The organism is Sphingobacterium sp. Ag1 (assembly GCF_000988325.1).
In the GTDB taxonomy this organism is placed as follows: Bacteria; Bacteroidota; Bacteroidia; order Sphingobacteriales; family Sphingobacteriaceae; genus Sphingobacterium.
This window is the reverse complement of the sequence record NZ_LBGU01000026.1, coordinates 85,507-106,533: the sequence shown is the minus strand read 5'-3', so window position 1 is coordinate 106,533 and position 21,027 is coordinate 85,507. Positions and strand designations below refer to the sequence as shown.

General features: G+C 36.3%; 27 protein-coding genes. 18 read left to right on the top strand and 9 right to left on the bottom strand.

The genetic code is table 11. The annotated features are described in order from the left end of the window. The 18 genes from AAW12_RS05210 to AAW12_RS26015 form a co-directional block, all read left to right on the top strand. Nucleotides 1-1,873, top strand: a 1,873-nt coding sequence (locus AAW12_RS05210) for an RHS repeat-associated core domain-containing protein (protein ID WP_046672543.1), incomplete at its 5' end; no start/stop codon positions are given. Nucleotides 1,874-2,537: 664 nt separating this feature from the next. After that, nucleotides 2,538-3,140 (top strand): hypothetical protein, encoded by a 603-nt coding sequence (locus AAW12_RS05195; RefSeq protein ID WP_046672540.1) that lies wholly within the window; start codon nucleotides 2,538-2,540, stop codon nucleotides 3,138-3,140. Nucleotides 3,141-3,168: 28 nt separating this feature from the next. Continuing rightward, complete coding sequence (locus tag AAW12_RS05190; protein WP_084823082.1) at nucleotides 3,169-3,693, top strand: RHS repeat domain-containing protein; 525 nt, start codon at nucleotides 3,169-3,171, stop codon at nucleotides 3,691-3,693. 134 nt (nucleotides 3,694-3,827) lie between these two features. Further along, nucleotides 3,828-4,163, top strand: coding sequence for a hypothetical protein (locus tag AAW12_RS05185; RefSeq protein WP_046672538.1), 336 nt, complete (start codon nucleotides 3,828-3,830; stop codon nucleotides 4,161-4,163). 236 nt (nucleotides 4,164-4,399) lie between these two features. Continuing rightward, complete coding sequence (locus AAW12_RS26025) at nucleotides 4,400-4,783, top strand: YbjQ family protein (RefSeq protein WP_084823081.1); 384 nt, start codon at nucleotides 4,400-4,402, stop codon at nucleotides 4,781-4,783. 281 nt (nucleotides 4,784-5,064) lie between these two features. After that, on the top strand, nucleotides 5,065-5,676 hold the full coding sequence (locus tag AAW12_RS05175) for a hypothetical protein (RefSeq protein WP_046672537.1): 612 nt from the start codon (nucleotides 5,065-5,067) through the stop codon (nucleotides 5,674-5,676). A 93-nt stretch (nucleotides 5,677-5,769) separates the two neighbouring features. Beyond that, complete coding sequence (locus AAW12_RS25340) at nucleotides 5,770-7,350, top strand: FKBP-type peptidyl-prolyl cis-trans isomerase N-terminal domain-containing protein (RefSeq protein WP_053003532.1); 1,581 nt, start codon at nucleotides 5,770-5,772, stop codon at nucleotides 7,348-7,350. A 319-nt stretch (nucleotides 7,351-7,669) separates the two neighbouring features. Continuing rightward, nucleotides 7,670-7,924 (top strand): hypothetical protein, encoded by a 255-nt coding sequence (locus AAW12_RS05160; RefSeq protein WP_046672535.1) that lies wholly within the window; start codon nucleotides 7,670-7,672, stop codon nucleotides 7,922-7,924. Nucleotides 7,925-8,137: 213 nt separating this feature from the next. Then, nucleotides 8,138-9,013 (top strand): ankyrin repeat domain-containing protein, encoded by an 876-nt coding sequence (locus AAW12_RS05155; protein WP_046672534.1) that lies wholly within the window; start codon nucleotides 8,138-8,140, stop codon nucleotides 9,011-9,013. A gap of 199 nt (nucleotides 9,014-9,212) precedes the next feature. Further along, nucleotides 9,213-9,731, top strand: coding sequence for a hypothetical protein (locus AAW12_RS05150; RefSeq protein WP_046672533.1), 519 nt, complete (start codon nucleotides 9,213-9,215; stop codon nucleotides 9,729-9,731). A 29-nt stretch (nucleotides 9,732-9,760) separates the two neighbouring features. Next, a complete protein-coding gene (locus tag AAW12_RS25335; RefSeq protein WP_053003531.1) occupies nucleotides 9,761-9,949 on the top strand; it encodes a hypothetical protein in 189 nt (62 codons plus the stop codon). Nucleotide 9,950: 1 nt separating this feature from the next. Beyond that, nucleotides 9,951-10,358 (top strand): hypothetical protein, encoded by a 408-nt coding sequence (locus AAW12_RS05140; RefSeq protein WP_046672531.1) that lies wholly within the window; start codon nucleotides 9,951-9,953, stop codon nucleotides 10,356-10,358. Between the two features lie 288 nt (nucleotides 10,359-10,646). Next, nucleotides 10,647-10,982 (top strand): heavy metal-binding domain-containing protein, encoded by a 336-nt coding sequence (locus AAW12_RS26805; RefSeq protein WP_084823080.1) that lies wholly within the window; start codon nucleotides 10,647-10,649, stop codon nucleotides 10,980-10,982. 158 nt (nucleotides 10,983-11,140) lie between these two features. After that, nucleotides 11,141-11,704: a hypothetical protein gene (locus AAW12_RS05135; RefSeq protein WP_046672530.1), complete on the top strand. Its 564-nt coding sequence runs from the start codon at nucleotides 11,141-11,143 to the stop codon at nucleotides 11,702-11,704. After that, nucleotides 11,701-12,804 carry a hypothetical protein gene (locus AAW12_RS05130; RefSeq protein WP_156167553.1) on the top strand — a complete coding sequence of 368 codons (1,104 nt, stop codon included), beginning with the start codon at nucleotides 11,701-11,703 and terminating at the stop codon, nucleotides 12,802-12,804. Before AAW12_RS05135 ends, AAW12_RS05130 begins: the two co-directional genes overlap by 4 nt. A 381-nt stretch (nucleotides 12,805-13,185) precedes the next feature. Beyond that, entirely contained in the window at nucleotides 13,186-13,452 is a 267-nt protein-coding gene (locus AAW12_RS05125; protein ID WP_156167551.1) for a hypothetical protein, read from the top strand. Next, nucleotides 13,452-14,450, top strand: coding sequence for a hypothetical protein (locus AAW12_RS05120; RefSeq protein WP_046672527.1), 999 nt, complete (start codon nucleotides 13,452-13,454; stop codon nucleotides 14,448-14,450). Before AAW12_RS05125 ends, AAW12_RS05120 begins: the two co-directional genes overlap by 1 nt. Before the next feature lie 1,143 nt (nucleotides 14,451-15,593). Continuing rightward, complete coding sequence (locus AAW12_RS26015) at nucleotides 15,594-15,758, top strand: heavy metal-binding domain-containing protein (RefSeq protein WP_084823079.1); 165 nt, start codon at nucleotides 15,594-15,596, stop codon at nucleotides 15,756-15,758. A 39-nt stretch (nucleotides 15,759-15,797) separates the two neighbouring features. Here AAW12_RS26015 and AAW12_RS05115 read toward each other — a convergent pair whose 3' ends face one another. The 9 genes from AAW12_RS05115 to AAW12_RS05070 all read right to left on the bottom strand — a co-directional run bounded on the left by AAW12_RS05115 (nucleotide 15,798) and on the right by AAW12_RS05070 (nucleotide 21,019). Next, nucleotides 15,798-16,574, bottom strand: coding sequence for a DUF4241 domain-containing protein (locus AAW12_RS05115; RefSeq protein ID WP_046672526.1), 777 nt, complete (start codon nucleotides 16,572-16,574; stop codon nucleotides 15,798-15,800). Nucleotides 16,575-16,600: 26 nt separating this feature from the next. Next, nucleotides 16,601-17,158 (bottom strand): hypothetical protein, encoded by a 558-nt coding sequence (locus tag AAW12_RS05110; RefSeq protein ID WP_046672525.1) that lies wholly within the window; start codon nucleotides 17,156-17,158, stop codon nucleotides 16,601-16,603. Beyond that, nucleotides 17,145-17,573, bottom strand: a complete 429-nt coding sequence (locus AAW12_RS05105; protein ID WP_046672524.1) for a hypothetical protein — start codon at nucleotides 17,571-17,573, stop codon at nucleotides 17,145-17,147. Before AAW12_RS05105 ends, AAW12_RS05110 begins: the two co-directional genes overlap by 14 nt. Nucleotides 17,574-17,681: 108 nt before the next feature. Then, complete coding sequence (locus tag AAW12_RS05100) at nucleotides 17,682-17,942, bottom strand: hypothetical protein (RefSeq protein ID WP_046672523.1); 261 nt, start codon at nucleotides 17,940-17,942, stop codon at nucleotides 17,682-17,684. A 39-nt stretch (nucleotides 17,943-17,981) separates the two neighbouring features. Continuing rightward, entirely contained in the window at nucleotides 17,982-18,515 is a 534-nt protein-coding gene (locus tag AAW12_RS26190) for a hypothetical protein (RefSeq protein WP_156167549.1), read from the bottom strand. Nucleotides 18,516-18,594: 79 nt separating this feature from the next. After that, nucleotides 18,595-19,140 (bottom strand): HAD family hydrolase, encoded by a 546-nt coding sequence (locus AAW12_RS05085; protein ID WP_046672520.1) that lies wholly within the window; start codon nucleotides 19,138-19,140, stop codon nucleotides 18,595-18,597. Nucleotides 19,141-19,173: 33 nt separating this feature from the next. Continuing rightward, nucleotides 19,174-19,851: an SMI1/KNR4 family protein gene (locus AAW12_RS05080; RefSeq protein WP_046672519.1), complete on the bottom strand. Its 678-nt coding sequence runs from the start codon at nucleotides 19,849-19,851 to the stop codon at nucleotides 19,174-19,176. 55 nt (nucleotides 19,852-19,906) lie between these two features. Further along, nucleotides 19,907-20,200 carry a hypothetical protein gene (locus AAW12_RS26460; protein ID WP_197083979.1) on the bottom strand — a complete coding sequence of 98 codons (294 nt, stop codon included), beginning with the start codon at nucleotides 20,198-20,200 and terminating at the stop codon, nucleotides 19,907-19,909. Nucleotides 20,201-20,632: 432 nt separating this feature from the next. After that, nucleotides 20,633-21,019: a GtrA family protein gene (locus AAW12_RS05070; protein ID WP_046672517.1), complete on the bottom strand. Its 387-nt coding sequence runs from the start codon at nucleotides 21,017-21,019 to the stop codon at nucleotides 20,633-20,635. Nucleotides 21,020-21,027 lie beyond the last annotated feature (8 nt).

Genomic DNA, 21,027 nt, shown 5'->3' with positions numbered 1-21,027 from the left:
CAATGAATATGACCATGTGGGCAGACTGGTACAGACCAAGAAGAAAGTCAACGGACAGGATGAAGTGATCCAGAGCAGGCTCGCCTACAACGAGATCGGTCAACTGAAGACCAAGTCGCTGCACAGTGAGAACGGCGGCAGCAACTTTATGACCAATATCGGCTATGCCTACAATGAGCGGGGCTGGCAGACAAAAGCAAGCTCGGCACAGTTCACCTCGCAGCTGAACTATAATGTGAATGGTACAACGGTGCTGGGTAACGCCCAGTATAATGGCAATATCGTGCAGCAGCTGTGGGGCTATGCTGCTACAACAAACAGCACATTTAACTATGCTTACGATGCGCTCAACAGGTTGAAGAGTGGAGTGAGTACAGGTACGGTGATGAGCGAGGTATTGACATACGACGATATGGGCAATATCAAAACACTGGTCCGTGACAATGGCACAGCGATTACGTACAACTATAACAATACCAATAAGAGCAATAGGCTGGAAAGTCTTTCGGGGGGTGTAACCGGCTCATTTACTTATGACCTGAACGGAAATGCGACGAAGGACCGCACGGGGATGACCCTGAACTACAATTACCTGAATCTTCCAAAAACTGTAACCGGTACAGGTAAGAGCATTGCCTACACCTATGATGCATTGGGTACTAAGCTGAACCGCAAGTCTACTGTTGCTGGTATCACTACCGAGCAGGATTATATCGGTGGGATTGAATACAGCAAAGCAAGTGGAGCAAATCCGGTGATCGAACGAATCGCCACGGAAGATGGCTTCCTGCTGAACAGTTCAGGAAATTATAGTTACTATTATAACCTGACAGATCATCTGGGCAATGTGCGGGTGGTACTGAAGAAGGATGGTACGCCAACTGTGCCAGTAGCTACGGTGATGCAGAAGCAGGATTACTATCCATTCGGTAAGACGAAATCTATTGCAACGAGTATCAATAATAAGTATCTTTATAATGGCAAGGAAATGCAGACTGACCTGAATGGTGGGACGCATACCTTGGGAAGTTCTTATGTACTGGAAGGACAGTTGGATTACGGGGCAAGGTTCTACGACGCAGAGATCGGTAGGTGGAATGTGGTGGATCCAATGGCAGATATGATGAGACGGCACAGTCCGTATAATTATGCGTTTAACAATCCGATCAGGTTTATCGATCCTGACGGGATGGCACCAAGGTATAATTGGGAGGAGCATGATAAAGGTAATAAAGGTGTTTACACTGATGATGAAAGCGGAGAGAACGTTTCCTTTGATCAGGCGATGGCTTATCATCAGCAAGGAGGAGATCAGGAAGATCCTAAGAAAAAGAAGCTTTCACCAGAAGAGGTGGATAGACTTAATAAAGAGTCGCTCCAATGGCAGAATGGTGTTTTAAGAAAGTTCAATGAAGGGTTGTTATGGACCCGAATGCTTTTTTCTGGTTTTGGTGGGGAAAAATCACTGACAATGACAAAAGGATTGAGAGGGGGATGGATTAATTTTGGTTCCAGTACAGGTAGTTTAGTTATTCAAGCTGGTGGAAAATTCTCTGCAAGTGAGGTTGCTGCTGCAAACTATCTTAAAGATCAAGGATATAAAGTCATTCTAAGAAGTCCGGTTGGTACTAGAGCCGCAGGTCAAACATCTGATTTAGTTGTAAATGGAGTGAATTATGATGTTTATACACCAGTAACTTCAAACGTAAGCAGGATAGTTTCTGCTGTAGCTTCTAAAAACAGCCAAACTACGGGAGTTATAATTGATTTATCTCAAACAAATGTTGTTTCATCTCAGTTGAATAACATATTGCAGAGAGTGCAGGGTGCCGGAGCTGCCAATATTAAAAATATTATTATAATGCCGAAATAGTTATCGTTATGCCGAAAATAAGATGTGTTTGTGATCATGTAATTAGCTTGAGTGAAATACCAAGCCCCAATCAATATTTGATGATTTCAGATGTAGAAATGGATAATTATGAGGGGCAAGTAGATGCTGAACAATTATACATGGCAATGAAAATAGTTGTGAAGTGTCCAAACTGCGGCAGATTACATATTTTTTATAATGGGTTTGATAAAGATCCAATTATTTATCGAATAGATAGTTAGATGTCAACAAGCCCAATCTGAAAGATTGGGCTTGTGTTGTTATTGTGCATAGGCTTTTCTGGCCTTGTAGGCTCTTATAAGTGCATCGAGGACGAGGAAAACCAAGGAAATAGAAATGGAATCCAATGGTCCTATGGGCGAAGAACGAATAACAAACAAGGATTATTATATGAAGCAAGTTGGTCCAAGTGAGAAAACTTATGTAAAAAAAGTGTATTGAATAAAAAGGAAGAATTGAAGGATGTTAGCAACTCATCAAGATGGAGCTCAACGAGAACTATTTCTTATACATTAACAAAACCTGCTGGACAGCCTAATAGCCAGACAGCATCCTTTAAAACTTTAAAAACAAGCGAGAACACAAAACAGGCAGCAGGTTTTTTAAATGAATTAATTAAAGTCCTCAAACTATTGTTAAAGTAATGATAAAAATATTGAAATTTATTATTGTACTTATAGCCATTTATTCTTGTAAAAGAATAAATGGTTTTGATGCTAAGAATACTCAGATTTTGACTGATCATAAGAAGAATTTTCCCATTGAGTCAATAAAGCACTTTCCTCATGAAATAGGGCACGAGGTAAATATAATTTATAATGAAGGTTTAAAAAACAACAACCTAAATCTATATCTAGTTGAGCGGAACCTAAGTGAAACTGACATTAATAGAATACTTAGTAGTTTGAACGGTATAAAATGTCATAGGGGGAATGATAAAAGACTTTTAATTATAAATAGAAATGAAAGAAAAGTAGAGGGGTTTAGTGAATTTCCGAAAATTGATTCCTCTAAATTAAAGGGGGAGACTCCCATTCCCAATTTTATTGATTATAAAAACGGTATATACTCTGATCCTAATTATGAATTTTATATAATCCATGCTGATAATAAGGAAAGGCTGTTTAAAAATGAAACTCTTGGTGGAAATGCCTCAATGCCATCTGTTTGGAAGCACGGGATTAGTTATGGTGTGGCTGTCAATAGAGATGAGCAAAATGTAATTTATTGGGTCGCAATGTGGTAGTGAGTAGAATGGTATTATCCATTAACACTTGGATTACAGGGCGAGATTCTATGATGCGGAGATTGGTAGATGGAATGCGGTGGATCCGTTGGCGGAATTAGGAAGGAGACATTCTGTTTATAGTTATGTGTTTAACAACCCTGTTAGTCATATTTATCCTGATGGTATGTGGGCATCGAATGTTTCTGAAAATGAATTTGCGGATAAATTTTTGGACAGGGGTATGTTTGATCAAATCGGTAGAAGAGCTCCTATAGATTTCAAAGACAACAAAAATTTCGACTCTAGAGACAATTACAATTCTCGATCGAGTTTTGCATTCAATAAGGCAGGAGATAATGACCAGGTGATGGTAAGAGAAATACAAATAATTATAAGCCTCTTCCAGAGTCATATAAAAAAGGTGGACTACCTGGATTTGAAGGGTCAAAGGGGCTTCCTGGGAAACGAGGAGCTCGCGTTAGTTGGGATCTGGGTAAAACTATGCCTAAGGGCAAAAGGCGCCCTACCTATGATAGATTTCATACAGAGCCAGATGCAGATCAGACGCTAGCTAAGACTTGGAGATCTCCAAGATACAGTCCACCTGCTCCATCATCAACTACGGCTACAGCGGGAGCATTGACCGTATTATTAATCTTTGGTATGATTTTACTAGCTCCTGTTGGCCTCTAATTTATATTATTTATGAAAGAAAAGTATTATTATTATCAACTTTATTTACAAATTGTCTCAAAAGGGGCAGATGTTGTTTTTGGTTACATTAATGTCTCTCATATTCCTTATGAAAAATTTTATGAACTTTTTCTGGATCAAGTGACGACTGAAACCTTCTTATTTGAAGACGTTAGTTATTTTATAGAAAAAGAACTGTATGAGAAAAATAAAGTTTTTTTAGACAAAGAGATTCCTTTTATATTTGATTTTGATTTGTTCGAGTACAATATTGGTCTTACCGGAGACAAGATCGAAAAATATAAAAAAGATTATTATGAAGAACTACCCCCTTTAATAAAAAGATAAAGATCTTTGGGCTTCATATAAAACAACAAGACCCAATCTCAATCGGATTGGGCCTTGTTATTATTTGAGTATCGCATTGCGGGTGATACGAAAAAACTGATTGAAGACATCATGCAACAGATCGGTTCAGTAACCCGAGTACCAGAAAAGCATTGAAAGGGAATATTAAATTTTCGAATGTACCTAATAATTCCGTACATCGAATCAGACATACTCCGATTGAAAAGTAGCATGCCATGATAGTAAGCACGACCAATTCCATCGAAGGGAGGGAGATTTCACGCTATAATGATCCAATAGCTGCCAATGTTGTTATCTGCACCAATGTCTTTAGCAATATTGGAGCAAGCTATGTAGATTTCTTTGGAGGTCGCTCTACCAGCTATGAGAAGAAGATGCAGGAAATCTGCAAGCGCGTTACCGAAACGCTCAAGCAACGTGCACAAACAATTCGTGCTGATGCTATAATTGGGCTTAGTATTAATCTTTTCGTATCACGGGATAAACCGATTACCGTAATATCTTTACACATTCCGGCAAACCAGTCGATAATATACATCTTGGCACCAGCGCTAAACTGTTTCGTGCCGATACGTGTTTGTAGTTTCCCTTCACCATAACTAATTTCCTGTTTGATATTAGCAACCAATGTCCAGAATGGTGTAGGTTTTAAATGATCCATATTGATTCAGTTTTAATTGAAATATGGTGAAGTTCAATTATTTTATTAAAGATGTTCTGGTATTTTGCACTGTTCTTTCCATGATCTATCAGCGGAACAGTTACTATATTTTTTTATTTCTTAAATATAAGGCCGCTATCAAATATAACTATTATTCCGTTCATGCTTTTTCGATGCTACAAATTTTGTAAGTTGGTATCATAGAAAAGCAGCAATTTTATGCAACGATCTACAAAGACAAAGCGGTCACTGATTTTAACAACAATTACCTGTAGCGTTTATCTTGTGCTGACCATATTTTACCATCATATTGACAAGTATCTTTCTGGTATTTTGTTTTGGGGTCTGACAGCTTTAATCCCCGTTACTTTTGTCACGATGTTTGTTTTTGAAATCAAGGGAATTATCGAAATTATCCGCAATCAGAAGAACTTGTCTTTCAAATTTTGCTTACCAACAATAGTTTGTTCAATTACAATTTTGTACACGCTATTTAGTCCCTACAGGCTTGATTCAGAAAAACTCCAAAGCGTCGTGGAATTTAGAGCCTGTTATGGAGGAACTCAAAATCAAGCTTATATCCTTTTTAGAAAAGACAACACATTTGAATTGCATTGGACAGGCGTTTTCGGATATAATGAATGGAGGACGGGCAAATGGCAGAGAGTAGGTAATATACTAACGCTCCAATATGATGGAAACAAAGTTGAACAACTTGGCGAAGAAATTTTGATTTCCGGGGATTATCTAAATCCAATCGGAAAATCATTTGATAAAAAGAAATATCCACAACCGATGTTTTATCTTGGATACTGTAAACATGAAAATTAAATTGTCATCCAAACTAAACGAATAAAATAAGTTACCGACATTTAGAATATTAATTCAAAATTTCCGTAAATTTAGTAGTATATAAACTACGCCATGAAAAGACCTATTTTGCTAGCATTACGATGCTGTGCGCTCCTTAGTTTTCTATTCAGTTTTATTTCATATGCTCAAAATTCAAGGCCTTCTGCGCCAAAAAAACACTCAGGGAATGGAAATAGCGGCCCAAAACAGGTAGATATCTATGTAGCTGGTTCCTGTTACAATGAAAATACACAAAAGCACACTGCTGTATACTGGAAAAATGGCCAGCCAGTAGCACTTACGGATGGGCAGACTACCGCTGAAGCGGTCTCTATGGCTATTTCAGGGAATGATGTCTATGTAGCGGGCAATAGTCTTGGACAGGGCTTATATTGGAAAAATGGACAGGAGGTAAAGTTGGAAAAAGATGCAAATGCTTCCAATCATGCTTATTCCATTATGGTTAAAGATGGCGACGTATATGTGTCTGGTTTTTATAGATATATGTCCTCTGATGGGAGATGGCATGACTTAGCCAGGTACTGGAAAAACGGGCAGCTTGTTGAACTACCAGTTGGAGGCAATAATTTTAGCTATGCCACTTCCATCGCAGCAGTAGATGATGATCTATATATTATCGGGAGTGCTACTGACAACCACGACGATTTATACTGGAAAAACATCCAAAAATTGGAGACGATCAATGAATTAAAAGTGGTAACTGGCATTTCCCAACTGCAGGGCAATGTTTATGCGGTAGGCGAAACGCAAAGCGGACAACCTGCATACTGGAAAAATGGTCATACCGAAAGCCTGTCCGGCATACGTGGTGTCACTACTTGCGTTGCTGTATCGGGCAATGATGTATATGTAGCCGGTGTTGACGACAGTAATGGAAATGGCTATACACTTGATGGAAGAGGTTATATAGATGAAGGTGATGTCGGTAAATGTTGGAAAAATGGACAATTACTGGCAAATCTCAAAGATACAGAATATACGATCTATAAACCGCTTTCCATGGCTGTGTCCGGTAATGATGTATATATTGTAGGATATGCCACTGATGGCCATAATATAGCGCCCCCTAAATTAATGAAGAATGGTCAAACCGTAAAATTAGCTACGATTGAAGGCAGTTCATGGTGTGAAACAAATTTTGTCATATCGAGCGAAGTCGGTGATAATCGGATTTCGAAGCAAAATAAAGGTAGCTCAGAAAACTATAATGCAAATGTTCCAAAGAATACTTCTGTCCAAAAAGAGCCTTCAAATAATCTTATTGCAAAATTAGAAGCAGTTAATAAATTTTTTGCCGAAAATAAAAAGAAACCTGGAGTTATTACCTTACCAAATGGTATTCAATATGAGATTCTGAAACAGGGAACTGGTCCTAATCCTACAATTTCGGATAAAGTGAAAATAAAGGGAAATAGTACTTTGATGGTCGGTAGTGAAATTACAGAAAGAATTGAAGTGTCAAATCCAATTGAGGTAACAATAAATAAACTGATAACTTGTCAAGAACAAGGGTTATTATTAATGAATGTAGGAAGCATTTATAGAATCTTTTCACCTGACAGATTTGTTAATAATAAGAATCCTGGAACGATATCGATATTTGAAATTGAGCTTTTAGAAATTGTGAAGTAATTCTTTAATTAATAAGTCTTTATAAGAGAATAACCTAAGTTGGAACTGTTGCCCCATTTAATCATATTATAAATAATCCATCTTTATTGCAGAAGACAAAATTTATACAAGATGGAAATCAAGTATTTTGGAATGGTACAGGCTTTGTAAAATAATTTTATGGAAATAATAACAGAAATATCTGATGTAAATTATATGCTTCAGAAATATAAGGGAGCTAATCTGCAGCTTGCATTTTATAGCGAGAGTTTAAGCAGGCTGGCAATAAGATTGTATTTCACAAATCAAAAAAAAGTAATTTATATAATATTTTTCGATTATGAAAAAATTTTTGGAACTGATTAACAAATTAATTGATCCCTCTTTAAAAGGAGAAATACTTACCTATGAAAATTTGAAGTCTAAATTCGAAATGAATATTGCGGCCTCGGATTTAGATATAGATAAATGTAGAGCGACTTTAGAAGCAGGATTACCCAACGATTATGAGTTTTTTTTGAGAAATTTTAATGGAGGGAAGCTATTTCTAGTAGATGATTTTGCAGGATTCAAACTATTGGTAGTGAGGAATTGATCAATCACAATAAGTTTCAACAGGAAAACTTTGGAGAAGATTGGGATAAACATGTAGTGTTATTTTGCGAAATTATTGGAGATGCTGAATACCTAGGTTTCAAAATAGAGTATTAACTCTGTGATAGAGACTCTGATAAAACCTACGGTAGGTCAACAAATAAATAGCGGATTGAGAAATTCCACTACTCCTTCTCAATTTAAATTTTAGATTATGAGAATTTTTATAATAGTATTAGCTTTTACACTTTGTGGTTGTCATAATAGGGATGATAAGATCGATAAAGAGAAACTTCTGGGTAATGACTATCGGCTTTTCCAAGGTTCGCCTAGTTGGGATTTGGCAAAGGCAGTGGAAGATGAGAATATTAATTTAGTGAAAAAACTAGCTAACGAAGATAGGCAGCCCGTCAATTACCAAGAGCCTAAATTTGGCAAAACTTTATTGATGCTCGCGATTAATAATAACGACTATCAGAGTGCAAAAACATTATTAGCTTTGAAAGCTGATCCCAATATCGCAGACAGATATCGAGGATCTACAGCGATGCATGATGCCGCAGCAAATTCAGACTCTAAATATCTAGAGCTTTTGATAAAGTACCATGGTAACCCAAATGTTGTTGAGAATAAGCTGATTACGGATAGTGACAATGGAAGGGAAACGCCATTAAATATAGCAATTACATATATCTCAGGTAATAATCTAAATAAAGTTAAACTCTTAGTTAATGCGGGGGCTGATGTTAATCTTTACAATTCTTGGTATACTTATTATCCGCATTTACCATTATCAGATGCAATAAGCCATCAACAGTTTGATATAGCACAATATTTACTTGAACAAGGAGCAGATTATAAGCGAATCATGTATAGGACGGTGCAAGGAGACTCAATCTACATTTTGGGAGCGCTTAGAAGAGAAATAGTTGATTTGGATAAAAAAGAATACCTTCAGAAGAGAAATGTCATATCCTTTTTAAAAACTAAAGGATTGGATTACGCGAAGGAACCAGTCCCTGATTTTATTGAAGAAAAGATCAAAAAAGATTATCCGGAGAATTGGCAAGAGGTTCTAAAAAGTTATTAATTAATATGACTACGGGGCGAGGTTTTATGACGCCGAAATAGGACGATGGAGTGTGGAGGACGGGCCACTCCCGGGTTGTATGGGTGGACCGGAAATCCTGGTCGTATTGTAACTGGAGGTGCTCCCTTAGATCTGAAAGAAACTAAGTCGGTTTTTAATAAGAATTGGTGGAAATGGTAAACATAACAGAATTAGAAAGATGAAAATTAACTATTCTTTTGTCGTATTTTTATATGCCTATTTGAACCAAATTGACCTTTCTTTGGATAGAAGTAGGTGGGAACCTCTTGATAATCTGAGGGATTTTTATCGAAGCCAAATTTCTCCTAAAACAGTCGCAAATTATCTCATTGATCAATTGGGGCTAAATGTTGAAAAATTAAATTATTTGATTTTTATTGATGAAGAATCTTTATGGGATAAAATTAAAGATTCATTATTATCTTCCTTCAAGAGAGATGTTATTTTGGAAGACGATAAAGTATACTTTTTGTGTCAGAAATTATTGCTCTTGGCTAGTTTCTTAGAGAATGGCGAGCAGGTGCATAGATTAGAAATTGAGAAATTAAGGGTAGAGTTTTCTAAGCTGAATTATGGTACTATTACATTTAAACTTGTCAAGAAGGATCGTTTAAAGGCTAACAATATTGAACATTTCTTGCAAAATGAAACTTTACGAACAATTAAAATTTGTGAGTTTAATAATGATTATTTATAAATCAAAATGGACATCTGGCAAAACTACTTATGGGAGCAGAAATCGGTGCAAAAGCAGGAGCTATAGCAGGAAGTGTCGAACCTGGAGGAGGTATCGTTTTAGGTGGATTTATCGGAGGATTAATAGGTGGGGCAGCTGGATATTTTAGTTGCAGAACAGCAGGAGAGACTATATACGATAAAGTTATAACAAAAGGTGTAGAATTAGAAAATAAATAATATGACAAAAACTCTGAAAAATATCTATTACAATTTTGAAGAAGGAAATTATGGACTTAAGGTTGTGTTTGATTTGGACGGATTATACCTGCTGTTCGATTCGACGAATTTTATATATACAGATGCTCCTGAATTTGATGGATGGAGAAATTGGAATAAACTAATTTATAAAGAACTTGAAAAAGATTCATTGCACGTTACAGAAATTAAAGAAGATGAATTGACAAGTTACTTCGTCAAGCTTTCAAATAGCGATGTATTTTATATTTATCAGCATATGGATTTGGAAGGGACCTGGCACCAAAATTTTACAATGGTCTCCCCGGAAGAGGACTATTATAATGAAGTTGTCGAATACATGGAAGAGGAATGGGTAGAAACAGTCGTTCCTGAATTCCGAAACATGTAGCATCATTACCCTCACTCGAAAGGAATCAGTCCAAGGCGGATAAGTTGTTCCAGTATATGCCAGTCAATTAAATTCTCCAGCAATGTAGTTTATCATTCGATTCCTAGCGGGATTGTAAAGAGAGCATCTAGCCAACATGGCCTCCCCCGACGGTTAACGAGGGAGGCCTTTTTGTTTATTTTATTGTCTTATTAAAACGGTCGAATAAATCAGCTACGGTTTACCATAACCAATCCTTCTTTCAAACCAATACCTTAGCCTTACAGTTTGTAATAATCTTGAAAGTTAATATTTGTAAGCCTATTCATTCAGCCAACCACGACCAATTCCATCGAAGGGAGGGAGATTTCACGTTATAATGATCCAATAGCTGCCAATGTAGTCATCGGTACCAATATCTTTAGCGATATAGGAGCGAGCTATGTCGATTTCTTTAGCGGACGCTCTACCAGCTATGAGAAGAAGATACAGGAAATGTACAAGGGTGTTACCGAAACGCTCAAGCAACGTGCACAGGCTATTCGTGCTGATGCTAATATAGGTTTTAGCAGAGGATTTATCAATTGGAGGAAAAATCTGTTGGAAAAACCTACATGTAGTACACTTTTGTGTAGAATTAACTAATACTTACCTTTATATTTTTCAGGTTTTCTTATATTATCAGATGATTATATTATCAAGTGAAAAGATATTTAGTATTTATTGCGTTACGAATATTTGCGTGTAGGATATTAAACAGTCATAAAGCCTAAAATTAATTAATAACATAAGCTATAAGCAACATGAAGAGTAAATTATTGCTATTACCCACTTTATTTGCAATCTTATTAGGTTGTTCAAAAAGGGTAAATGATCCTTTTATTCCAGAAGAAAAAAGTCAGTTGGACAGTATTTATCAAGCTCCTAACGATCCTTTTTTGGGAATTCCCGAAAAGATGTCTGTTGTACATGTACGAACTAGTATTATAAAGTATAATCAATGGCAAAACTTCTTCGTTTCACCAGAAAAGATGACTATTGTGATGTGGCCAAGCCATGATAAAACATTATTCATAAAAGATGTCGACAAGGCTATTCAGGGCATTGCAATTGATAAGGAGTCAAACACCGAAGTTAAAACAGATAATATCACAATTACTTCTGGCATTACATTTCAAGATTATTCTCCCGGCAAGTATTTGGTAGCAGTAATTATGAGCGACGAGAATGGGCAGGGTAAAAAAGCTTATAGTAGCAAAGAAATTACCATAAAAGAGCATGGAAAATATTACATGCATAAGGTATTCTCTTTCAATGCAAAAGATAGAGAATTTGAAGAATGGTCACCAAAAATAATAGAGAAATGAAAATAAAATTGACATTAATATTCTTCTTTAGCCTGTTATTAAATAGGGGAATAGGACAAGTAATTAGTGGTGAGGCAAACCCATGTCCAGAAACAAATTATACTTATACATTTAGTGGATCTTCCTTTAATAATTATTTTTTATGGTCGATAACCGATGGCCAGATTATTAGTCAAAATACGAATACCGTTGTTGTTAAATGGTATAACAATATTACTGAAAATGGAAAATGGAAACTTCGCGTCCAATACGAAACAATAAAGTTCGATGGAACCTCTGGAGGTTCAACGTATTTGGATAAAGATGTAAAGGTTAACATACCTTCACGTTATACTATCAAGGGGGACAATGAAATTCCAGGTGATTTTAGAGGGAACAAAACTTATACAGCACAAATAGTTAATTCAAATTTTCCTGCTGCATCATTTGTATGGACTACAAATACAGGTATTCAGACGACAACAACTAATCCTTCATTCAATTTAAATTTTTCGGATGACCAAGTAAAATGGATTACCGTTTCGGGAAAAAGTTCTACGTGTCCACAATGGGGTGAAATATTTAAATTTGATATATTATACACGCCAGTATTTAATGGGCCTACAACTATTTGCTCTGAAGGAATTTACACAATCACTAGCCCCGGAACAATAACCCTTGAAAATGCAGCAGGCGTTGCGACGTTAACTGCATTGGGAAATAATCAGTGGAAAGTTACTAGAATCGGCAGTGCAAATGGTCTTGTTGAATTGAGATCGACATCTAATGGTAAAACTTTTGATAAAGATATTGAAATTGGTATTGTAGCAAAGGGTTCAATTAGCGGAAATGCAGTACTTCAATTAGGAGAATCACAAACTTATACCTTGGCATTAAATGGTAATACAGATTATAATTGGTCAGTAACATACAACCCTAATGTAACTTGGACTAAACTTTCTCCAACATCCATTAAATTGTCTACGACAGGTAGCGTTCCAATGGGATGGTCTGAAAATATCACTATTTCTGCTCAAGCTATTGGCAGTTGTGGGACTTCAAGTAATTACATTTCAAAAACAATTAAATTCGTAAACGAAAGAGATCCACGACTTGACTAAATTAACAAAAGCCTAGACCAAAAACCTAGGCTTTAATGTTATTTGTTCGTGCCCAAAAGCTTGGGCAAATAACCTAACGACAAAAGATTGCTAGCTTTAAAATACTTTTCAGCATTCTCAGGTATCCATTTCATATATGTATTTTATAAAGTCAGAGATTGCATCGAAATAATAGATATTAGCATCTAATATTCTTCCAAGAGGAAATGAATAGGAATAATTTATATAAGTACAATAGAAGATTGAGCCATAACCAGTTCATAGCTTAATGGTTAAAAAAAAGCTTATTGTATGACTCTCTACACTTTTGTGTAGAACTGATCTATAAAATGCATTCTCCACGGCAATTTTAGTTATCTTATCAGCTAATTATATTACCAAGTGAAAAGATATTTAATGTTTATTGCGCTGCTAGGGCTAGGCTTTGGCGCGTGTAAGAAGGAGCAGGCTGCTGAGCCTGAAAAGCCAACTGTTGAAACTATAAAAATAGCAGGCTACGATTATCCAAAAGACTCTACTTTTACAGTGTTTGCCAAATATTCCGGCCTACCAAAAGAAGATCTTAAATTTCTTCAGGACGAGGAAGTCTTCATTTACAAGGATTATTTAAAAGTATTGCCTTCCGATTACCTTACACTTAAGAAATAATGAAAAAAATAATTTTATCAGCGATTTATCTGTTTATTTCTGTTATTACCTTTGCACAAACTAATCCTGTAAAAGTAGCTGATTTTTTCGCTGACTTTGAAATTAAACCATACAATGGAGATGTTATGGATACGGTGTATAATACAGGTGTTGATGTTATGTTACCTGTTTTTGTGCGATTTAAATTAAAAGTCCCATATGGAAGTGGAAATGTTAATACTATGCCGCAACAATGTTATGCAAGTATAATGTACGAGCATGCTAATGGCTTCGATTTTAATCCTTTACCTAATAATATCTACCTTAATGCAAACGCGTGGACGCCTTTAACCGGAAGTTTATATTCTCCTTATGTAAAAGTTGATCTTACATTATATAAAGAATATCTAAAATCAGGGAAATTAAAAACTTATTACATGTCAGAATATGACGCAGTAAACAGGGGGTGGCAAAACAGACTCCAAGCCAGTTCTACAAGGAATATCACAGTAATACAAGTTCCCAACTTTATCGGACCAAATCAAATTTGTGATGAAGCTACGTATACAATTGAAAGACCTGATGTAGTAACTCTTGAAAATGCAGTAGGCGTTGCGATGTTAACTGCATTAGGAAATAATCAATGGAAAGTGACTCGGATAGGCACTGCTAATGGTTCAGTTAAGTTAAGATCAACTTCTAACGGGAAAACTTTCGATAAAGATATTGTGATAGGAACTCCTGCCCCAACAATATCAGGTACGTCTCAAATAAATACAGTCGGAGAGTATGGATATATCGTTTCTAGAAACCTTCCCGGATCAACTATTGAATATAACTTAATGCTTGGAGGAGATGTTGAGTTAATTCCCGTATCTGATACGCAATTCATGATTAAAGTTGTCAACCCAAACACTTCAGGTTCTACTATGGCAGTGAAAGTTAGAGCTAGAGAAACAAATTCCTGCGGTACATCTAGTTACACTATAAAAAATATTACTTTAAATGGAAATATGTAGATATTTCTAAAATTCAAAAGCCTAGCTAACAAGGTAGGCTTTTGCTCTCTTTATTTCCACAAAAGCCAAGTTTAAAGGCTTGATTGATACAATGAATATGCAAAGCGGATATACAATTGTTCATCCTAAAAAACTTAACGATGACATACCAAGATATGGGGAATGTGGATTAATGGAAAATACACATGTCTTAAGAATTTTACCTAGACAACCATCAAACCCACCTCAACAATAACATATAAGCCTAGACCAAAATCTAGGCTTGTACGGAAACTCTGTTCGAGTCTTTATAGATCCCATTTGTAGGACAACAAGTGGAGCCAACAAAACTAATATTTCCAAGTTTGACGATACCTACATATTGGGATAAATTTGTTTTTAATAAAACTACAACTAACATCACAGTGCCAAACATTTTTGACTTATGAAAAACTTTTTGATTTATTTTTTAGCATATATTCTTTGCGCTGCTATAACGGTATTGGTACTTTATTTCTTAGATCCAAGTCCTGGAATTTCGAGATATCTCACAATAGGATTAGTCACAGCGACCACTGTTGTTTTCTCCTTTTATTATTCAATTAATAAATCTGATAAAAGGAGTGCTTAATTGAAGAAAGGGACATATTTGTGAACTAAATGTTTAAGGGCAGTCATAAGGCTGTCCTTTTTGTTACTATCCACGGCCAGATTTTTATTTTGCGATGATATTCATCCTTATTAAACGTACTAGATTTGAAGATTCCGGTAGTATTTAGCCTTTTTTGAAGATATTTTAACAGTATCATCCCGTTCAGTGGGGGCTATATATGGATCATTCCCGCTTTTTTGATGCCCACTGGAATATCGATACTTTTGAGCGGTGCTTGAGATGTTTGAAAGATATTTCGATATGCCAGTGCTTACTTCCGGTGACGAAAAAACATCCGTTGCTGTCCAAATGCCTAAGCCAGCTTTAAGATAACAGGGGAGACTACTCGTATTCTTACGGTTTCCCGTAACCAATCATACCTTTAACCCCATACCTTAGCCTTACAGTTTGTAATAATCTTGAAAGTTAATATCTGTAAACATATTAATTCAGAATAAATAATGTATATTAGGCTTGGGTATTAACCTTGCCCGATTGAAAAGTAAAATGCCATGATAGTAACCACGACCAATTCCATCGAAGGGAGGGAGATTTCACGATATAATGATCCAATAGCTGCCAATGTTGTTATCGGCACAAATATCTTTAGCGATATAGGAGCGAGCTATGTCGATTTCTTTGGCGGTCGCTCTACCAGCTATGAGAGGAAGATGTAAGAGATGTATAAGCGTGTTACCGTAACGCTCAATCTTTCGCTACTCTGCAACATTCCGCCACAGTACAATATCAAAGTCAGTCAACAGCTGGCAAATTTTACCATCACTGCCCGTTCCAATGTAAGTAGCATAAAAACCATCTCCATATCCAGTGGAGAAAAAGACGGCATTGCAATTTTGAAAATAGTAGTTTAAATAATCCTTGAATTTTTCGGAGAACATATTGTCCCAGTTTTTGTCGAGGAGCGTATTCAGACTGTCCTTTGCTTCCTGATCAACGAAAAGACCTAGTCCTGCATCTACTCCATATCCATATATTTCTTTGGAGTTGAGGTGGATGGGAGCCTGTCCAGGTAATAATGCAAACTCCCATTTACGGATCGGCTTATCAGAGAATTTTACTCGTGCAAATGCAACCCTCCGATCCTTATTGGCGCTGATATTTGCCATTGCCAATTCGACCGGGAACTCGCCAATAGGGAAATTTTCCCTAAAAGCTATAGCATCGTTTAACATAACAGGATCAGTTGCGATAATCTTGCCTGATGATACCTTTAGATTTCCTAAAGCTATCTTATCAAAAGTTATTTCCGTGCCGAATTGTGCTACTTTTGTAGCCTTAACGAAACTTCCCTCAAATATTTGCGGGAATGCCAGTGATGTGTCCTTAATTATTATTTTCGGTATGGTATCTGTGAAGTCAAATTTGGCTGTCGGTACAACTATGTCGTTACTATTACTTGGAACTTTGTTCGTCGAAGTACATGAAAATTGTACGAGGGCCATTAAACATATTGCTATTATTCTTTTGTGCATTGAACGTATAATTATCTTTTTCTAATTCATGACTCTACAGGATGACCTATCTCCTTAAAAAACTTTCTAAGCATTCCATATGTGCTACTATCGGCAGTAACCTGATTGGAACGATTTAGCGCCATTGCCTCACAACTTAAACAGATATTCAAAACAGATATAATTTCGCCCGAGCTTTTATAGAACACGATAGCATCCCTGTAAATAGGGGCACACATCCAATTGTTGACGTTAGTTGTTTTGGTAAGTAAAATATTCTCTAGTAGACTGATTTCATCATTTCCACATATAAATGTATTGGTTCTTTGACTAGAAAAATGAAATCGACCTGTATTGTCAATTAAGTACTGTGTTACACCTAATAAAGCGTTCAGCTCGATCAGGCGAATTTCTTCATTTTCGTTGAGATTGTTTCGTTTTTGTTTTCTCACTTTTAAGCGATTGTGTTCAGGTTTTAGCACTTGCATCGCAGCTTGATATTCCTCTCCGCGCTGGAGGGAATATGTTTCGATGTAGTCGAATGAGAAGCCGTTTATATAATCAGAAGAACATATTGAATTGGTTTTTACGCTACCTTTGGACATATATAAATTCAACCTTATAGTTATCTGCTAGACACTCGAAAGTTTCATCCTTAAAGAAGAAAAGGAAATGTCTTTTATTATCTGAATCATCACTTAACTGTACAATCGGTTTAGGCAATTTCCTATCTAAACCGCTAATTATTTCGTAGAATTCTCCCCATTCAAGTTGCTTCCAATTTATCCGATACTGTCCATAATAGTACCCCTCGTCATTGCAAGAGTTTAATGAATACTTGTAGGAGTTTTCAAATGTAATACGTGCTTTATCGCCCTTGACAAAGCTATCGAACATATAGTGATTAAGATAAATCTCCATTATCAAATTTTTACCTACAATTTGTAGGTTTACTTCCGGTGATACAGGGTGTGCATTCCAGTTGTTTGATAGCTGGATAAAATCAATAACTTTTGCCATATTGTCTTTAGATATAATTATATTGTCAGGAAATTGTACACCTTCACTTGGATCAGTGATCTATTTTCAATGTATCATTCAATATTTCTAAGATCTTTCCTGTACCGATCACACGGGGGCCTCCCCAAATTCAAATAACATACCTTCGGCAAGTCTTCCTCTAAAATATATGACACCCGCTAATCGAATCGCCGCTTTAACTTCCTCTCCGGGATACACTGTATCTTTATCGATAAATGTTTGTTCACCTGATGTTTGCATTTCATCAAAATCAAATTTGATCTGTAGTCTATATTTAGAGAAAGCAGGCGTCTTTCTTCCACCTTCTTGTGTTGTTCTGTATTGCAGCAGCGCTATGAAATCAGACATATACTAAGACTTTTTCTAAAATTAATCAATTTATCGCAGTCATAAGTTGTCATTGGGATTGTACTTCTTATGATGTATACCCAATGCAACTCCAAATCCAACAAGTGAGCACCATATAGTGATGATATTCTCACGCCCATTTAGTGCTGCGAATTTAAATCTTGGATGGGCGTGCATATAATCTGCTATCGGCCATACTGGTAAAGACAATACGAATATAACCACCATTGACAGCCAGAACTTTGGAAAAGTCAAGTTTATATTTGTAATAAGTGCAAATAGTATGGCAGCTAAAGCCGAACCAATATACATCGCATGCATTCCCATCGGAGAAAGAATAAATACAGTGATGCCAATCGTGATGATAAAGATAACAATACTCAAAAACCAATGTAGGAGTATGCCTATCAATTTCTTGGGAAAACTGATCCTATCAAAATTGCTTAATGATACGGCTAATGATATTAGTGTCGGAATAAGAATAAATGACCAATCCCATTTTATGAAAGCTGAAGAAATAAAGCCCGCCAAAATGCAGCAGAGTGAAGTCGTGGTTATTCTAATAATTTGCATTTTCCTGTTTTTAGATTTTAGTTCATGAACCCCGATCGTTATTTGTACAGTGAATGTTTAATAAGATGAATATAATCATCTATGTCGGCAAATCTTGATTCCTCCAATATCTTTTGTCGATTTGTCTGACATTCCGTACATTCTTTAATTGTTTTAGGTAAGAAGCCAATAGGAGTAACTCATCATCGTTGGCGTTCCCTGTAAATTCAGCTATTTGGATTGCATTGCCATAGTTCAGCATTGATTTTTCAGCGGTGTCGTCTATTATGAGCGTTCTTTCCAAAAAGAAGCCTTTGCGTTTTACTTTGGATAACCTTTTTACGTAATAATATTCATCAGTCACACTCATCCGTTTTTTTGTTGTGCGAGATCTTCCCCAGATAAATTCAAAATCGACAGCGTCTGGTTTTATTTTATCAACGAGCTCATACACGTAAGTATCATCCGCAGAGCTCCAAATGGCCAGTTTAAAATCTCCAGCCAACTCTGATAAAAAATAGGCTAAATTTGGACGGACATATACATAATAAGGCCCTACAACAAAGTCTTCCCGCTGTTCCAGCTTATCTTTTGTAGCGTACAGCAATGTTTCGTCCAAATCCAATACCAAAAGAGTTTCCTTCATATTTTATACCGGTACATTTCCGGGGTTCTGACTTTAATATCCAAATTCCTCAAAGTTCGCCCGGCCCATTGTTATCCAGCTTTCCCAATATGATCGACCAGTAGACCCAGCACCGTCTGGGTCAATAGTATAAAAGTCAGCGATTACTTCAAAATGTTTTCTTGTATTAGTTTCGTTTAAAAAATGGGTTAAGCATGCCAACATCTTGTTGAATGACGAAAAGATAATTTCGCTCAGTCCGTCGAGCTCGCCATCATATTCATGGTCGTAGACTCTGATCGGATAATCATTTGTTTCGACGGATCCTCTCGTATCAAATACCAGTGGCCCTGTATCATTACCTTCACTCGCAAACGGAATCAGGCCAAGTGGGATAAGTTGTTCAGGTAGGTACCAATCCAGATTAGCTGTTATTTCAGCTAACGGTTGAGAAGGCAAGGAGTGAGGTAGTCTGACGATTGAACAATCACAGTCGGCAAAGAAATAGCGCTTATGCCATTCAATAAAGCTAACGGGTAACGAAGTGCCAAATTCAGCAGCCACTTTTTTGTAATCATCATTACTTAATGATCCAGGAATAAGCTTCCATTCGTACCAGCCATTTTCGTTTACCTCGGATGCCATCATTTCCTTTGGAACATCTTCTGTGTAAACAGAACTTACATCTCTGGTCAGATATGCATTAAAAAATTGTTCGACATTGTCGGTCATTTGCAGTCAGTTTTATCGCTTTAATTATTTAGTATTCTTGTGCCATGTTCCAATTTTAAATCACCATCACTGAATGATCTCTTATCTCTGTCGGCATTTGTCCTGTTGGCAATCTTTTGGCTAATTCGTCAATCTGTTGATTTGTCAAACCTTCTTTTAATTCTACTTTATATTCGTCTCCATCTTCTGAAATATATTGTTCGGTCAAAATGGAAGTTAGTTTTTCCGTAGGTGTCATAAATTCAATTGTGTTTTCTTGATGTGTCGTGTTATCCTTGTAGGTAATTGGCGCGGCGATTTGTCGTAGCTGTATCGAAGATACGAAAGTGGAGCTGTTTTGCCAAGTCACTTGTTATAATTTAGCTGATGCGCCATTAAATGAGGAATCTGAAGTTGTCGGAATTTTTATAGAGATACCACTAGATATTGACAGGGAATTGAGATTTTTTGAAGTTGAGAAAACCTTGAAGACCATGGCTTATTGACCGATTATCACGTGCAAAAATATATAGCCATGATACAATGTGGAGAATTAAAGTGGATAAAGGACGATATTCGATGAAAAAGGATATAAAGTTCAAATGTGATGTGTGTGGTCAGAAGCAAGTGGTTTAGGTTTCTGTTTTGCATGGCGGTGGAACCTTGCAAATTATGATCGATCGGTTTTTTATAATGGGTGTAGATTTTCGCATTGGCTATTGGGTAATGCTATGAAACAATACGAGCTGGTTGACAACCGATGAACTTGCTATTATCCTGTTAATCCAATTACACTCAGTTGCTATTGATGGAATACATAGAAATAATTGGCAATAAAATTCCAAAACATGACCACGGAAATACTCCCAATTTTTGCTGAATAAAATGATAAGTTAACCTTCTCGTTAAGCAGATACAATACGATATTATTTAATAAAAGACCTACTGAGCATACTAAAAAAAATAGTGAGAATTCTTTCAATACATTTGGACTATAATTTTGAAAGGTCCAATATCTGTTTAATAAATAATTGTTGATTACAGCAAAAGAGAATCCAAAACTATTGGCCACAAACTTATTTACTTTGAGTTTTTCTTTCAATAGATATGTAATGCTAAAATCAATAACAAATCCTATCGAGCCGACAATACCAAAGCGTACAAATTTCAAAATGGTTTCACTCAACATATAAGTTC

Bases quoted from the DNA above. Each gene is read 5' to 3' on its own strand.
- AAW12_RS05115 (WP_046672526.1), bottom strand. From the start codon at position 16,574: ATGCACAAAAGAATAATAGCAATATGTTTAATGGCCCTCGTACAATTT.
- AAW12_RS05105 (WP_046672524.1), bottom strand. From the start codon at position 17,573: ATGGCAAAAGTTATTGATTTTATCCAGCTATCAAACAACTGGAATGCA.
- AAW12_RS05080 (WP_046672519.1), bottom strand. From the start codon at position 19,851: ATGACCGACAATGTCGAACAATTTTTTAATGCATATCTGACCAGAGAT.
- AAW12_RS05140 (WP_046672531.1), top strand. From the start codon at position 9,951: ATGACAAAAACTCTGAAAAATATCTATTACAATTTTGAAGAAGGAAAT.
- AAW12_RS05100 (WP_046672523.1), bottom strand. From the start codon at position 17,942: ATGTCTGATTTCATAGCGCTGCTGCAATACAGAACAACACAAGAAGGT.
- AAW12_RS05160 (WP_046672535.1), top strand. From the start codon at position 7,670: ATGAAAAAATTTTTGGAACTGATTAACAAATTAATTGATCCCTCTTTA.
- AAW12_RS25340 (WP_053003532.1), top strand. From the start codon at position 5,770: ATGAAAAGACCTATTTTGCTAGCATTACGATGCTGTGCGCTCCTTAGT.
- AAW12_RS05195 (WP_046672540.1), top strand. From the start codon at position 2,538: ATGATAAAAATATTGAAATTTATTATTGTACTTATAGCCATTTATTCT.
- AAW12_RS05175 (WP_046672537.1), top strand. From the start codon at position 5,065: ATGCAACGATCTACAAAGACAAAGCGGTCACTGATTTTAACAACAATT.
- AAW12_RS26015 (WP_084823079.1), top strand. From the start codon at position 15,594: ATGATAGTAACCACGACCAATTCCATCGAAGGGAGGGAGATTTCACGA.
- AAW12_RS26190 (WP_156167549.1), bottom strand. From the start codon at position 18,515: ATGCAAATTATTAGAATAACCACGACTTCACTCTGCTGCATTTTGGCG.
- AAW12_RS05070 (WP_046672517.1), bottom strand. From the start codon at position 21,019: ATGTTGAGTGAAACCATTTTGAAATTTGTACGCTTTGGTATTGTCGGC.
- AAW12_RS05130 (WP_156167553.1), top strand. From the start codon at position 11,701: ATGAAAATAAAATTGACATTAATATTCTTCTTTAGCCTGTTATTAAAT.
- AAW12_RS05120 (WP_046672527.1), top strand. From the start codon at position 13,452: ATGAAAAAAATAATTTTATCAGCGATTTATCTGTTTATTTCTGTTATT.
- AAW12_RS05155 (WP_046672534.1), top strand. From the start codon at position 8,138: ATGAGAATTTTTATAATAGTATTAGCTTTTACACTTTGTGGTTGTCAT.
- AAW12_RS25335 (WP_053003531.1), top strand. From the start codon at position 9,761: ATGGGAGCAGAAATCGGTGCAAAAGCAGGAGCTATAGCAGGAAGTGTC.
- AAW12_RS05085 (WP_046672520.1), bottom strand. From the start codon at position 19,140: ATGAAGGAAACTCTTTTGGTATTGGATTTGGACGAAACATTGCTGTAC.
- AAW12_RS05110 (WP_046672525.1), bottom strand. From the start codon at position 17,158: ATGTCCAAAGGTAGCGTAAAAACCAATTCAATATGTTCTTCTGATTAT.
- AAW12_RS05135 (WP_046672530.1), top strand. From the start codon at position 11,141: ATGAAGAGTAAATTATTGCTATTACCCACTTTATTTGCAATCTTATTA.
- AAW12_RS05150 (WP_046672533.1), top strand. From the start codon at position 9,213: ATGAAAATTAACTATTCTTTTGTCGTATTTTTATATGCCTATTTGAAC.
- AAW12_RS05185 (WP_046672538.1), top strand. From the start codon at position 3,828: ATGAAAGAAAAGTATTATTATTATCAACTTTATTTACAAATTGTCTCA.
- AAW12_RS26025 (WP_084823081.1), top strand. From the start codon at position 4,400: ATGATAGTAAGCACGACCAATTCCATCGAAGGGAGGGAGATTTCACGC.